General features: G+C 44.8%; 12 protein-coding genes and 1 tRNA gene. 5 read left to right on the forward strand and 8 right to left on the reverse strand.

Features of this window, described 5'->3' with window-relative positions; genetic code table 11:
* Positions 1-20: 20 nt before the first annotated feature.
* Complete coding sequence (mreC, locus tag QL919_RS10285) at positions 21-875, reverse strand: rod shape-determining protein MreC (protein WP_290189436.1); 855 nt, start codon at positions 873-875, stop codon at positions 21-23.
* Between the two features lie 197 nt (positions 876-1,072).
* On the reverse strand, positions 1,073-2,101 hold the full coding sequence (locus QL919_RS10290; protein ID WP_083608617.1) for a rod shape-determining protein: 1,029 nt from the start codon (positions 2,099-2,101) through the stop codon (positions 1,073-1,075).
* A gap of 627 nt (positions 2,102-2,728) precedes the next feature.
* Between QL919_RS10290 and gatC the strand changes: the two genes are divergently transcribed.
* The 4 genes from gatC (at position 2,729) to QL919_RS10310 (ending at position 6,330) form a co-directional block, all read left to right on the forward strand.
* Positions 2,729-3,043: an Asp-tRNA(Asn)/Glu-tRNA(Gln) amidotransferase subunit GatC gene (gene gatC / locus QL919_RS10295; RefSeq protein ID WP_290189437.1), complete on the forward strand. Its 315-nt coding sequence runs from the start codon at positions 2,729-2,731 to the stop codon at positions 3,041-3,043.
* A gap of 70 nt (positions 3,044-3,113) precedes the next feature.
* Positions 3,114-4,610: an Asp-tRNA(Asn)/Glu-tRNA(Gln) amidotransferase subunit GatA gene (gatA, locus tag QL919_RS10300; RefSeq protein ID WP_290189438.1), complete on the forward strand. Its 1,497-nt coding sequence runs from the start codon at positions 3,114-3,116 to the stop codon at positions 4,608-4,610.
* Entirely contained in the window at positions 4,610-6,139 is a 1,530-nt protein-coding gene (gene gatB, locus QL919_RS10305) for an Asp-tRNA(Asn)/Glu-tRNA(Gln) amidotransferase subunit GatB (RefSeq protein ID WP_290189439.1), read from the forward strand. The genes gatA and gatB overlap by 1 nt, the downstream gene beginning before the upstream one ends.
* 114 nt (positions 6,140-6,253) lie before the next feature.
* A tRNA-Pro gene (locus tag QL919_RS10310) sits at positions 6,254-6,330 on the forward strand.
* A 75-nt stretch (positions 6,331-6,405) separates the two neighbouring features.
* Here QL919_RS10310 and QL919_RS10315 read toward each other — a convergent pair.
* A complete protein-coding gene (locus QL919_RS10315; protein WP_238034873.1) occupies positions 6,406-6,708 on the reverse strand; it encodes a monooxygenase in 303 nt (100 codons plus the stop codon).
* A 152-nt stretch (positions 6,709-6,860) separates the two neighbouring features.
* On the opposite strand from QL919_RS10315, the gene QL919_RS10320 reads away from it, so the two are divergent.
* The gene (locus QL919_RS10320) at positions 6,861-7,841 is read left to right on the forward strand and encodes a DUF1853 family protein (protein ID WP_290189440.1); all 981 of its coding nucleotides are present in this window, start codon (positions 6,861-6,863) and stop codon (positions 7,839-7,841) included.
* 17 nt (positions 7,842-7,858) lie between these two features.
* On the opposite strand, the gene QL919_RS10325 is transcribed toward QL919_RS10320, so the two are convergent.
* The 5 genes from QL919_RS10325 to trpA form a co-directional block, all read right to left on the reverse strand.
* Positions 7,859-8,389, reverse strand: a complete 531-nt coding sequence (locus tag QL919_RS10325; protein ID WP_238034875.1) for a DUF2726 domain-containing protein — start codon at positions 8,387-8,389, stop codon at positions 7,859-7,861.
* A gap of 323 nt (positions 8,390-8,712) precedes the next feature.
* Positions 8,713-9,939: a LysM peptidoglycan-binding domain-containing protein gene (locus tag QL919_RS10330; RefSeq protein ID WP_290189441.1), complete on the reverse strand. Its 1,227-nt coding sequence runs from the start codon at positions 9,937-9,939 to the stop codon at positions 8,713-8,715.
* Positions 9,940-10,213: 274 nt separating this feature from the next.
* Positions 10,214-11,581 carry a bifunctional tetrahydrofolate synthase/dihydrofolate synthase gene (gene folC, locus QL919_RS10335; protein ID WP_290189442.1) on the reverse strand — a complete coding sequence of 456 codons (1,368 nt, stop codon included), beginning with the start codon at positions 11,579-11,581 and terminating at the stop codon, positions 10,214-10,216.
* A 212-nt stretch (positions 11,582-11,793) separates the two neighbouring features.
* Positions 11,794-12,735, reverse strand: a complete 942-nt coding sequence (gene accD, locus QL919_RS10340; RefSeq protein WP_290189443.1) for an acetyl-CoA carboxylase, carboxyltransferase subunit beta — start codon at positions 12,733-12,735, stop codon at positions 11,794-11,796.
* Positions 12,736-13,056: 321 nt separating this feature from the next.
* Positions 13,057-13,881, reverse strand: coding sequence for a tryptophan synthase subunit alpha (trpA, locus tag QL919_RS10345; protein ID WP_290189444.1), 825 nt, complete (start codon positions 13,879-13,881; stop codon positions 13,057-13,059).
* Positions 13,882-13,954 lie beyond the last annotated feature (73 nt).

Consider the following 13,954-nt stretch of genomic DNA (forward strand, 5'->3'; position numbering starts at 1 on the left):
CTATCATTTTTTTATAATTGCTAATTGATGACGGTGTTATTTTTATTTATCAGTTTGTCCTGTAGTACCAACACATAAGCATTATCGATAAAGTTGGCAGCGGGCGTCACCTCTATACTTCTAAAGTTGTCCGCTTGCGTGTCTGCAACATGAGCGATACGACCGACGCGGTAGCCTGCAGGAATACGGCCGCCCAACCCTGATGAGACCAGCTCATCACCAACGCGCACGTCTGAGGTTTTGAAGACATAATTTAGACTTAAAGAGCTTGGTATGCCTTGGCCAGTGACAATAGCACGTTGACCAGTACGCTTGACCGTCACAGCTACTGACTGCTGCTCATCGGTAATCAATAACAAGCGACTGGTATTGGGATAAACGTTGATAATCTGCCCTAAAATACCGTCTTCGTCGATGACCGTTTGCCCGACTTGCACGCCGTCTTGTGCACCTTTATTGAGTACCACAATTTGTCTGAGTAAATTGGTATCGGTACCGATGACTTGTGCCAAATTGAGATCGAACTGCTCAGGTTTTGTGGTCGACAAGATACCTTGGAGGCGAGCATTTTGTGCCAAGATATAATCTTGCTGCTGGAGTTTGGCTTGCGCGTGAATAAGCTGCGACTTTAATTGCATGTTTTCGCGGCGCAATGCTTCTTTTGACTGTAAGCTACCACTTGCCCAGTGCTTGGCGTAACTTGGTAATAAAGACAGCTCGTAAATCGGCTGCATCGCTGCATGGCTGGTATTGCGTACTGGGTTAAACCATCCGGCATTTTTGCTATCAAACCACATCAATATCGAAGCCACTATCAATACAATAGCAGTCTTGCGAAGTGATAACGGCCGGCGCGCAAAAATACTTGGAATCATAAATTGTCTAATATAGAGGGTATAAAGAGGATCTAAAATAAGCAGTAGCCACTACTGGATAGTCGCATGAATGAATATAATTAAAGGCAGCGCAACTGGCTACCTTTAATTTCATATCTTTATAACCCGATGTTTCATCTTAGTCGTAGCTAAGCATCGTGGACTCTCAAAAACGATACAACTTCGCTCAAAGCCGCTTAAACAAAAATCATGTTCAAGCTTTTGTTATTGATAAAATCAAGCGCAATACCACCACCACGACTAACGCAGGTTAATGGATCTTCTGCGACAGTCACAGGTAGGCCTGTCTCTTTTGAGATGAGCTTATCTAAGTCACGTAGTAGCGCACCGCCACCCGTTAAGACAATTCCGCGCTCTGCGATATCTGATGATAGCTCAGGCGGCGTCTGCTCCAGTGCCGCTTTTACCGCACTGACGATACCGCTTAATGGATCACTTAGCGCTTTTTGCACTTCTTCTGAATTAACCGTAAAGGTTTTTGGCACGCCTTCTGCCATGCTACGACCGCGAACCTCCACTTCTAACTGGCTGTCTTCGTTTAATGCAGAGCCTACTTCTTGCTTGATACGTTCAGCAGTCGTCTCACCAATCACGCAACCATGGGTACGGCGTACGTGAGTAATGATGGCTTCGTCAAACATATCGCCACCGATACGAATCGACTCCGCGTAGACGCAACCTGACAAGGCGATAACGGCAATCTCAGTGGTGCCACCACCGATATCGACCACCATTGAACCACTGGCTTCATGTACTGGCATGCCAGCACCGATAGCCGCTGCCATTGGCTCTTCTAGCAACAATACTTTATTAGCGCCTGCTGATGATACCGCTTCACGAATGGCCTTTCGTTCAACCAGAGTAGACTTACAAGGAACACAAACCACGACATTAGGCTCTGCCATAAAACGCTTGGCTTTTACCTTAGTGATAAAATGCTTCAGCATCTTTTGTGTCACTTCAAAATCCGCAATCACGCCGTCTTTTAATGGACGAATCGCTGTGATATTGGCTGGCGTACGACCAAGCATCTGCTTAGCATCGATACCAACAGCTGCGACGGTAGGGTTTTGAGTACGATTACTTCGTAACGCGACCACCGTAGGCTCGTCAAGTACGACGCCTTTATTAGGAATAAAGATTAGGGTGTTCGCAGTACCGAGGTCGATAGCGATATTATTTGATAAAAATCCAAACAGGTTCATGACTAATATATCCAGCGTCTTACGAATGAGGCGAATGAGATTGACTGAGGTGTTACTCGTCAGTGTTGAGCAGGTCGTCGATAGACATTATTTGTGGCGAAAATGGCAGCTCGCAACAAGTCAAACCTAAGCAATAATGATGAAATGAAAAAACTGAGCTAAATTATACCGATTTGGCTCAAAAAAAACACAGATATTTGCATCAGTACGTCAGGATTTTGGTCTAAGACGCTAAAAGTTGTTACAAAATTTGAAATAGCAGTCAATGCCATTCGACTTAATGAAACATCATTTAATTCAATAACTAACAAGGCTCTAGCGGCAGCAGAGAATTTTGCTTAGCAGCAGGTGCATACTGTAACGTATTTCAGCAGGTAATGGGTAAGCAATTAGAAATGAAACATTAACTATACGGTCAGTTTTGCAAATCATTCTATCTTGGTTGATATTCTGCATCAATCATGCGGCCTGCTCTGTAAACTTGGGTCAGATGCTTTATAATAAGCCAACTCTATAAACAATCTTATTTTTATTAGTCATCTATTATCGGTAGTCATTTATTAATAACCACCTATTATAATAGTTACCAATCTACTCTAACAAAAACTGTCCTTTATTGGAGAAACTATGTCACAGCAACCAGCATCGTCTGACAACACCGTCAGCCGTGAAGAAATATTAGAAGTTGCCAACCTTGCCCGTTTAGGTGTTGATGAGAATACCGCCAGCAGTTACGCCGACGATATCAGCAAGGTATTAAAACTCATGCAAACCTTGGGTAATGTTGATACAACTGATATCAAACCATTATCAAACATCCATGAGGTTTGCCAAGAGTTGCGTGCTGACGTTGCCAAACACGACATCAACCGCGAACGCAACCAATCAGTCGCGCCTGCTGTTGAAGGCGGCTTGTATCTGGTACCACAAGTGATTGAATAATTTGTTCTCTTTATTTGTGCCTTTATTTTATCCTATTTTATGCTATTAACATTTTGACGGACGACACCCTATGTCTGAACTTCATCTATTAAGTACCGAGCAGCTTATTACTGGCTTGCAAGACAAACAATTTAGCAGCCTTGAGCTGACCGAACATTACATCAAGCGCATAGACGCACTAGATAGCAAGATTAATAGCTTTATCACTCATACCTCTGAAACTGCTCGTGCACAGGCACAGGCAGCTGACGAGATGCGCGCACAAGGTGATAAAAGACGCTTATTGGGCGTTCCAATGGCGCATAAAGACATATTTTGTACTCAAGGTGTGCTGACGACTTGTGGCTCAAAGATGCTACATAACTTCGTCTCACCTTATAACGCTACTATTGTTTCTAACATTGATAAAGCGGGCATGATTAGCCTTGGTAAGCTCAATATGGATGAGTTTGCAATGGGCTCAGATAACAGCAGCTCATACTACGGAACCGTACAAAACCCTTGGGATTTAGAACGTGTTCCGGGTGGCTCATCTGGTGGTAGTGCCGCTGCTGTTGCCGCAGGTTTTGTGCCAGTGGCAACCGGTAGTGATACCGGTGGCTCTATTCGTCAACCTGCTTCATTTTGCGGCTTAACAGGCATCAAACCGACTTATGGCCGTGTGTCACGTTTTGGTATGATTGCCTACGCCTCAAGTCTTGACCAAGCTGGCAGCATGGGTCGTAGCGCCAAAGATTGTGCCTACCTATTACAACCAATGATTGGTCACGATCCACGCGATGCAACTTCTATCAAGCATGATATGCCTGACTACGTGCAAGATCTCAATGACGCAGAAGCCGCTGCTGGTGATAAGCCATTTGCTGGTCTACGCATTGGTGTCGCTAAAGAATACTTTAGCAAAGGGCTTGACGCTGAAGTAGAAACCACCGTACGTGCTGCGCTAAAGAAATATGAAGAGTTGGGCGCGACGATTGTGGAAGTGAATATCACTGACCCTGATATCACGCTGGCGACTTATTATATGCTCGCCCCTGCTGAAGCCTCTTCGAACCTATCGCGCTTCGATGGTGTACGCTTTGGTTATCGCTGTGAAAACCCAACCGACCTTATCGATCTATATACGCGCTCACGCTCTGAAGGCTTTGGCCCTGAAGTACAGCGCCGTATCTTGACCGGTACTTACGCGCTATCTGCTGGTTATTTTGATGCTTATTATACTAAAGCACAAAAAATACGTCGCTTAATCGTCAAAGACTTCGAAGACGCCTTTGCCAACTGTGATGTCATCGCCAGCCCAACGGCACCAACCGCTGCTTATAAGCTCGCTGAAGATCTTGACCCTGCAACGATGTATTTGGGCGATGTCTATACCATCGGTGTTAACTTAGCCGGTCTACCAGCGCTCAGTCAGCCTGTTGGTCTGACGTCTGAAGGCTTGCCTGTTGGCTTACAATTGATCGGTCAGTATTGGCAAGAAAGCAAGCTGTTGGCCACTGCGCATCTATTCCAGCAGCACACCGACCATCATTTGCAACACTCTACCATCGCGAAGGAGACGGTATAATGAACACAGCAACTACTACTGATAATAATGCCGCCCGCGAACATGAGGTTCGTAAAGAGCTGTTCGTCGATGGTTATGAAGTGGTCATCGGTATTGAAATTCACTGCCAGTTGAATACGGAAAGTAAAATATTTTCCAGTGCACCGACTGACTTTGGTCATGAGCCAAACAGCCAAGCCAGTATCGTAGATTTAGGCTTGCCTGGTGTCCTTCCAGTTCTAAATGCTGGCGTGGTCGATCGTGCGCTGAAATTCGGTATCGGCGTCAATGCTGAGCTGGGTCTATTTAATACCTTTGACCGTAAAAACTACTTTTATCCTGACTTGCCTAAAGGCTATCAAATCACCCAAATGGCCAACCCTATCGTTGGCGAAGGTTATATCGATGTCATCGTCAATGAAGGCGAGAAAAACGAATACCCTAAACGTATGGGCATCACTCGCGCGCATTTAGAAGAAGACGCTGGTAAGTCAGTACACGATGCTGTCGATGGTATGACAGGTGTGGATTTGAACCGTGCTGGTACGCCATTAATCGAAATCGTCTCTGAGCCTGATATGCGCTCAGCTCATGAAGCACTGGCCTATATCAAAGCCATTCATCAGCTGGTCACGTGGCTAGGTATCTCAGATGCGGTCATGGCAGAAGGATCATTCCGCTGTGACTGTAACGTCTCTGTGCGCGAGCCTGGTGCAGAATTGGGCACACGTACTGAACTCAAAAATCTAAACTCGTTCCGCTTTATCGAACGTGCCATCAATCGTGAAATCGAACGTCAAATAGACATCATTGAAGACGGCGGTAAAGTCGTGCAGGCAACGATGCTTTATGATCCAGAGCGCGATGAAACTCGCACCATGCGTACCAAAGAAGATGCCAACGATTATCGCTATTTCCCTGATCCTGATTTGCTGCCTGTACGTATCGAGCAACATACTGTCGATGCGATTAAAGCTGCCATGCCTGAGCTACCTGTTGTACGTCGCGCACGTTTTGAAGAAGCGCTTGGGCTGTCAGAGTACGACGCACGTATCTTGACTGGTAGCCGTCAGCTTGCCGATTACTTTGAAGATGTCGTCGCTGAAGTGGGTCAGCAAGATGCGAAGATGGCGGCTAACTGGGTCATGGGCGACTTACTCGGTGCACTGAATAAAGATGATAAAGACATCATCGACTCCCCTATCAGCGCCAAGCAATTGGCTGGCATGCTAGCGCGTATCAAAGACGATACGCTGTCTGGTAAATTGGCTAAGAAAGTCTTTAGCGCTCTGTATGAGCGCGAAGGCGGCAACGATGATGATGCAGCAGATAAAATCATTGAAGAAAAAGGTCTTAAGCAAGAAACGGATACTGGCGCTATCAAAGCCATGGTAGAAGAAGTCATTGCTAAGAATCAAGCCATGGTGGAAGAATATCGCGGCGGTAAAGAAAAAGCCTTTAATGGTCTCGTCGGACAAGTGATGAAAGCCAGCCGCGGTAGTGCTAACCCTCAGCAAGTAAACCAAATCCTAAAAGAACTATTGGGTTAAAGTGAACGGCGAAGTAGTTATGCTGACTATGATACGTAGAATGGTGTTGTAAAAATCGAGCAAAATAAATAGCTCTTGCAATACGTACGATTTTGCGTAAAATAGTCAGTCATTCGGGGCGTAGCGCAGTCTGGTAGCGCACTACACTGGGGGTGTAGTGGTCGCAGGTTCAAATCCTGCCGTTCCGACCAAACATAATAATACAATAAAAAAGCCAATCATTGCTTTCAATGGTTGGCTTTTTTTTCATGACTTTTCATCAATTATCATACAGACGCTTTAGTAATCGCACTCAGCGCTTCGTTAATTTCAAAAGTTTTAGACTTAATATCTGTAAAGCCAAAAGACTCTAAACGCTCGGTATGTTTGGCAAGGTATCTGTTGGCATCATCTAAGTTGTCAAACACGTAGATGCCGCCCGCTTCTTGCGTTTCTTCATTTTCTGTCCATAGCTTATAGACTAGACCATTCTCGTTTGCGATGTCTTCAGCGAGCTCTTTCATCGATTCAAAGAACGCATTGCCAAAAGGGCCACTATATGGAAAATCGATTTGCAAAAGGTATTTCATAGTTCAATCCTCATTATTATTTGATTTATGTTTCATAGTCGACAGAGCATGTGCTGCCAGATGGTCTCAATCTTAACATAGTACGATTGACTATAGACTTTTAGCAAGTGAGCAGCTAGGGTAAATACTTTACGTTTACACTGGTTTAATCTATGTTTGAGCTTAGCACGCTACGCCCCGCCACTCTCGCAACTCATACCAACTATGCACCTTGGGAAGCTTATCAGCGGCCTTATGTACGCGATTTGGCTTATGTGCTGGCGTGCCCTAATGTCTTAACAGAGTGGTTGGACTTTGCACAGCATCAGAATACGCATATCGTATCGGTACATAGTGCAAGCTTTTGGCAGCAGCAGTTTGAGGCGTATGAGCAGCGTTTAGAAGAGCTAGATACTACCAATGCTTATCAGGATCTGACCCGCTATTTACTGACGCGTCCGAGTCCTAACCGCTTGGGTTTTCATTTCGAGGGGTTATTGTCATTTTGGTTAGAGGATGGGTTTGCGCGCAAGTTGCATCCATACGAAACGCTCGCTAATAACGTACAGTTGTACAACGGCAAGCAGACGACTGGCGAACTAGATTTGATTTTGCATAATCACGATGAAGGTCTCATCGAGCATTGGGAATTAGCGATTAAGTTTTTTATGGGATCAGCCCCTTTTGCGCCTGTAAATTGGGTAGGGATAAATTCTAATGACAATCTACAGCGTAAAATGACGCATATGCAAACCAAGCAGTTTCGCACGGTGTGGGTCGATACCGAAAATCATGGACAAGTAAAAATTGATAAGCGTTATGGCATCATAAAAGGACGATTCTTTTTGCCAATGAACATAGCCAACTCTAGCCATTCTGACTGGCCTACTTGGCTAGCACCCAGCTTTCCGATGCATGAATGGTGCGATAAAAGTGACAAAGCATGTCTCGCAACCATTAACATGGTGAAACTCAGACGCGCACATTATATCGAATGGTTTACCAAACGCAGCTTTTATGACAGTTACGATAAATGTCAGCCACAGTTGGTTTGGGAAGACGATACGCCACCTGCAACAGGGCTGTATTTTGAAAATGGCAGACCAATTGTCATTTACCCAAGGCAGCCTGATGAAACAAATGATAGCCCTTAAAGAGCTCGGGTAAATTTTTAATAAGTCTCAATCACTTGCATCAGCTCATATCTGAGCATATCCGCACTTGGCATACGCTCAGCATGAAAGCGCACAATCGGAATGCCTGCGCTGGCAAGGGCTTTGTCCTTTTTATCATCGGCCTTTTGTCGTGACTTACTGCTGTGTGTCCAATCATCAAGTTCAATAGCCACTAAGGTTGTTTGAGCATCAATATCAACAATCACGTAATCAACGCTTTGACGACAGATGCGATTAAACCAAAAACTGCGCTCGGAGGTCTCGCTACTATTGGCTTCGATGATTCTTGACAGCTGCACTTGAACAAAAATATGATATTCTGGTAAGGCATTTTTTAATTTATTAAAAAACAGCACTTCAGTATCCGTCATAATAGGCATGGGTGCAAATGGCCATATAGCCAAATCATCACCACGCACAGGCTTAGGATCAGGCTCTGTGCTTTGACGTTTTGATAACAGCTTTGGTAATGTAATGAGACCTAAAAACCCAACGGCCAATACTAAAAAAATAACGCCAAATGACATGGTTTTACCTTATACAATTTAAGAGTGATTGACCAAACTCACGACTTCGCTATTTATAAAAAACTGAATGCAAGCCGTCGTTTTTAACAATCACAGCAGGTCAACCTTTCTAGGCTGACAGGTTATACAGAAGGAAGTAATAAATGGTAGGCATAGTATCTAAGCCTATCCTTATCGGCAATCTATAACGCAAAAAACACGACATCTAATGTCGTGTTTTTATAATAAGAGAGAAAAAATCAAAAAACTGAAATTATACGGCCAAATTATTAGGTAATCATTAGTTTCTAAGGGCTAACTACTACCCAAATTTAAAGACGCTTTTAACGCCAGTATAAGACCCAGGCACTGGTGGTATTTACTTTAGGGTCGCTATTGATTTTATCTTTAAGCGCCAATGCCGCCACTTTACCACGCTCAGGACCGACGATGACACGTACGCCTCGACTGGTGGTACTGGTCTTGACTTGATAGCCTGCTGACTGGAATTTTTTCGCCAACTCATCTGCTTTGGCTTGATCGTTTGCTAATGCGACCTGTACACCAAAGCTACCTTTGGCATCGGTCTCTTTGACTTCTTGACGTGCTTCGCTAAGTTTCTGCTGCGCCTCACGCTTGGCATCTGCTGACTTCTTGGCTAATGCTTCTTCCTTTTGACGCTTCTCTTCCCGTGCTTTTTCAGCGGCGGCGGCTTCACGCTCTAGACGCTGCACTTGCTTACGCGATGGAATCGTTAAGGTTTGACCCAATTGTAGTGCTGTCGATGGTGACATGTCGTTGGCTTGAGCCAACACTTCTACTGGCACATTATATTGTCTGGCCAGCTTAATCAACCCATCACCCCTTTTCACTTCGTAATCAGTTGGCGATTTTGGTGGTTCTTTTTTAGCAGCCTCTGCTGCTTGCTCAGCGGCGGCTTTCTTTTTTTCAGCCATGGTCTGAGCATCCGCTTGTTTTTTGGCATCCGCTTGACGCTTAGCTTCAGCTTGACGTTTCGCCTCCGCCTCTTTTTTACTATCCGCTAATTTTTTGGCAGCCTCTTGTTGTTTAATGGCAGCTTGTCTTTTGGCTTCTTGTTGCTGAGCGGTGGCTTTTTGATTAGCAGCCTCGTTAGTACTGGCTGATGACTCACTATCAGTGCGTGGCTGGGCTGTTGGCGTTTCAATGACGTTTTCAGCAGCTGCTGTACTGTCACTATCATCACCAGTGGCTGCGGTATTTGACATATATTGCTGACTTTCAGCACGTGCTTTAGCTAATGCTTCTGCTTCAGCGGCCTCTTGCTCAGTCAAGAACTGCTGCGCACGCTTTTCTTGTTCAGCGACCCGCGCAGCACGCTCTTTTTGTTTCTGTGCCAAGATACGTTTTTCCGTCTCAATGTCAGTCGTCAATGGCTGTTGTGACGCTTGCTCAGTGGTTGGCTTGTCTATCATCGCTGACGTTGGCTGTTGGTTATTACTTTCGCCAATTTGTTGCACCATGGCGTATAGCATCACGCTACCGCCAATAATCATCCCAATGCCCAATAAGGCTTGTCTCGAAAAGTTCATCCGTTTACGTCTCTTAGTTGGTAATAAGGTTGATTGAGCGGCCAAGCTCTCACTCAAAAACTATCGTCTCAAGACTATATTGAAACAGCTTAAATGAATAGCCTTAATAGTTGCCATTGCCGCCAGTTACGTCCATCAGTTTTCAAATGTTATGCCGGGCTTCTTTCTAATAGCCTTGTACAGGGACACGCTAAATCATTTTGATTATAAAGCATATTTTTCATACTGTCTGCCATCATATTACTGCTAGAACCAACGATGGACAGCCAGATATTTAAAGTAAACCATCAACTGCAAGTGCCGCCAGTGCCTCACCGATAGTATGAAATGAGCCACATACTAGGATTAAGTCTTGTGGCTCGCTCGCATGTATCACAGCCTGCGTCGCCTCTCTCAATCTATCAAAACGGTGTATCTGAGCACGGTTAACGTGGTTCGATAAGATATCTTGTAGATGCTCAGCACTCGCTGCTCTCGGGTAGTCAATCTCAGCGATAAACCAATCACTAATAGGTAAGCCTGATTCAGTCAAACGCTGCACGACGTGATCTATATCCTTATCAACCAACATTGAAAACAGCATTTTAATGGTAGCAGGCTTACTATTCAATTGCTCAGAACCAGCTTTCTCTGCCAGATGTTGCTGCCAAAGCGGTAACAGTTGCGCCAATAAAAACTCAACGCCTTGCTCGTTATGCGCCACATCAAACAGCCAATGGCGATTATGTGTCTCACGATAGTCAAAACGACCGGCGAGCTTAACCGTTCGCAGCGCCTGCTCAATAGCATTGATATCGACATTTAATGGACTTGCTAGCACTGCTGATAGGGCATTAGTAGTATTGGTCAATGACAGCGCTGGACGTGGTAACTGCATGGTAACGGCGGCATTGCTATATTGCCAAGTGCCTGAGCCTATCTCACGGCTGATAAAGTCTTGCCCAGCTTGGTAACAAGTTGCCTGATGCGTATCAATTGCTTGCTGCACACTAGCAGGCATCGCAGTAGCACCATAAATTAAGGGAATACCATCACGTAAGATACCTGCTTTCTCACGACCGATATCTTCGACATTATCTCCTAGCCAGTCGACATGATCGATGGCAATGTTGGTAATCACTGCTATATCAGGATCAATGATATTGACCACATCTAAGCGACCGCCCAGCCCTACTTCTAACACCCAGACATCGCAATCTGCTTCGGCAAATATTAATAATGCGGCAAGTGTCGTCATCTCAAAAAATGACAAGGTCAGATTACACGCCAACCGTGCTGCCTCTACTTTACTAAACGCATTGATTAATGTCTCATCACTGACCATCTTACCATTGATACGCACGCGCTCGTTAAACACACTCAAATGCGGTGATTGATATAAGGCCGTTTTATATCCTGCCGCTTGACACATCTGCGCGATGACAGCGGTCGTTGAGCCTTTACCGTTTGTGCCTGCCACGGTAAACACATAAGCATCATCTTTGGCTGACTGTACCACACCTAATGCCTCAGCCACCGGTAACACTCGCGACAATCCCATATCTATCGCCGACACATGAATCTGCTGCATATAGTCAAGCCATTCAGTCAAACTAGAATGCTCATTAGGAATGATGGGGTTAGAAACTAAAGCGTCAGACATGGACAGAACCTATATAGAATTTTTTGGGAAAATAAAGAATTAGAAAATAGAGACAGTATATAACTACCTGACCAAAAAGCAAAAATAGCATTTACCGTGATGACGATAAATGCTATTCGTTAAGTGTTGACTATTTTTCAGAGTCTAGCACGCTAATAAAAGCTTATAAACTCAGTTTACCTATTTACTCGCTGATTAAGAATATGTAGCGACTAGGCATCAACATTAGGCACGCGACATAACTTAGCCAGCAAGCGATAGATAGTGTCGATTAATTGATGACGGTGAACCACTTCATCGACCACGCCATGCTCTAACAAAAACTCAGCACGCTGGAACGGCTCTTCTAGAGTTTCACGCACGGTCTGCTCAATCACACGCTTGCCTGCAAAGCCAATCATGGCTTTTGGTTCTGCCAAATGAATATCACCAAGCATAGCAAGTGATGCAGTCACCCCGCCATAAACAGGATTGGTCAGTACTACGATATAAGGCACGCCAGCAATTCTTAAGCGTTCAATCGCCGCCGCAGTACGAGCCATTTGCATCAATGATAGCAGCCCTTCTTGCATGCGCGCACCGCCAGAAGCAGCAAAGCAGACCAAAGGAGATTTATCGTTGAGGGCTTTTTCAGCAGCTTCTACAAAACGGTCACCGACCACCGAGCCCATAGAGCCGCCCATAAAGCGGAAGTCAAAGGCACAAGTGACCACATCAAGATTGCGCAATTTACCGTACATCACAATTAGTGCTTCAGACTCGCCGGTTTTGTCTTGTGCTTCGATCATGCGCTGCGGATACGGCTTACTATCCACAAAGCTCAATGGATCTTTGGCAGTGAACTGTTGTCCCAGCTCACCCTCTACTTGATCGAGCAGCCAGTTTAAGCGCTCACGAGCACTCATTGGTAAATGATGGTCACAATGCGGACAGACATAGCAATTAAAGATCAGCGCCGTATTGGTAATCATGGAGTGACAATTACTACATTTGGTTGACGGTTCGGTCTCTACCGCTGTCAGTGGTGCAGTCAGTTGCTGCTTAATGCCTGGTATTGGGCGATTGAACCACGATTGTCCTGCGGTATTCGCATTTGGTGCAGCAGCATTATTTATATTATCTGGTGTTATGGTATCAGTCATATTATTTGCCATTATCAAAGGCTTATCGACAAGTTGGCTTAGTTACTTGTCCCTAAGAAGTCCGTTTATAAGAATCAATTTAAAAGTCACATAGCCTTATAACATCAGCAGTTATAAAGCACGCTTATGCGCAACTGTAACAATTTATATGTGATGTTAGTTTACACACGTAAACTAACTTTAGCAAAGTCATTTCACCGTGTCTTTATAAACATTGTTATAAAAGTTACGATAATCCTTGATATAAAAACAGCTATCGCCCCTCTTATAAATAATAAGACGATGACGTTGCTGAGCCATACACACGTTGATGCTCATACATTCGATATAACATTAGACTGTTAAACTATCGAGTGCACTGCGTAGCTCGTCCATCTTAGCCATGATTTTTTGCTGAGCATTAGCAACGGCAGATACATCTTTAGCATCTATGTCAGCAAAGTTCTGCACCAGCGCACTACCCACAATGATACCGTCCGCATGAGCACCAATCGCTTTGGCTGACGCTGCATCACGAATACCAAAGCCCACGCATACTGGCAAATCGGTCTCCGCTTTAATCGCTTGCACTTGGGTCGCGACATCATCAGTATCTAGCGTTGCCGAGCCCGTCACGCCTTTAAGCGACACATAATAAATATACCCACCGCAATGTGTTAGTACTTGCTCACGGCGTTCAGGCAAGGTCGTTGGCGATAACAAGAAAATCTCATTCATCGAATGTTCAGTTAAATGCTGAGTAAAGCTACCCGCTTCTGCTGGCGGTAAATCAACCATCAAGATACCATCAACACCTGACTGCTCGCATAAAGCGACAAAGTTATCGTAACCGATGATTTCAACGGGATTGAGGTAACCCATTAGGATAATTGGCGTCTGCGTGTCTTGTTTGCGGAACTCTGCGACCATGTTTAATGCATCACGAGTACTGGTACCTGCTGCTAAAGCACGCTCTCCAGCTAGCGCAACCGTTGGGCCATCTGCCATTGGGTCAGAAAACGGTAAGCCCACTTCAATCATATCCGCGCCATGCTTGACTAAGTCATGGAGCATGCCAACGAAGTTGCTAGGATTAGGATCACCTGCCATCACGTATGGAATTAGGGCTTTTTTATTTTGCGATTTTAAGGTTGCAAAGGTGCTTTCAATTCGGGTCATAGTGGTCTCTAAAATTAATTTAAACTGGCTATATTGGCTCTCTATTATTTAATAAGAGAGCCCATCAATTTAT

It is taken from the genome of Psychrobacter sp. APC 3426 (genome assembly GCF_030408035.1).
In the GTDB taxonomy this organism is placed as follows: Bacteria; Pseudomonadota; Gammaproteobacteria; order Pseudomonadales; family Moraxellaceae; genus Psychrobacter.

What these genes read in the sequence shown, in the direction of transcription:
- mreC (WP_290189436.1), bottom strand. Translation starts at nt 875, where the DNA reads ATGATTCCAAGTATTTTTGCGCGCCGGCCGTTATCACTTCGCAAGACT.
- QL919_RS10290 (WP_083608617.1), bottom strand. Translation starts at nt 2,101, where the DNA reads ATGAACCTGTTTGGATTTTTATCAAATAATATCGCTATCGACCTCGGT.
- gatC (WP_290189437.1), top strand. Translation starts at nt 2,729, where the DNA reads ATGTCACAGCAACCAGCATCGTCTGACAACACCGTCAGCCGTGAAGAA.
- gatA (WP_290189438.1), top strand. Translation starts at nt 3,114, where the DNA reads ATGTCTGAACTTCATCTATTAAGTACCGAGCAGCTTATTACTGGCTTG.
- gatB (WP_290189439.1), top strand. Translation starts at nt 4,610, where the DNA reads ATGAACACAGCAACTACTACTGATAATAATGCCGCCCGCGAACATGAG.
- QL919_RS10315 (WP_238034873.1), bottom strand. Translation starts at nt 6,708, where the DNA reads ATGAAATACCTTTTGCAAATCGATTTTCCATATAGTGGCCCTTTTGGC.
- QL919_RS10320 (WP_290189440.1), top strand. Translation starts at nt 6,861, where the DNA reads ATGTTTGAGCTTAGCACGCTACGCCCCGCCACTCTCGCAACTCATACC.
- QL919_RS10325 (WP_238034875.1), bottom strand. Translation starts at nt 8,389, where the DNA reads ATGTCATTTGGCGTTATTTTTTTAGTATTGGCCGTTGGGTTTTTAGGT.
- QL919_RS10330 (WP_290189441.1), bottom strand. Translation starts at nt 9,939, where the DNA reads ATGAACTTTTCGAGACAAGCCTTATTGGGCATTGGGATGATTATTGGC.
- folC (WP_290189442.1), bottom strand. Translation starts at nt 11,581, where the DNA reads ATGTCTGACGCTTTAGTTTCTAACCCCATCATTCCTAATGAGCATTCT.
- accD (WP_290189443.1), bottom strand. Translation starts at nt 12,735, where the DNA reads ATGGCAAATAATATGACTGATACCATAACACCAGATAATATAAATAAT.
- trpA (WP_290189444.1), bottom strand. Translation starts at nt 13,881, where the DNA reads ATGACCCGAATTGAAAGCACCTTTGCAACCTTAAAATCGCAAAATAAA.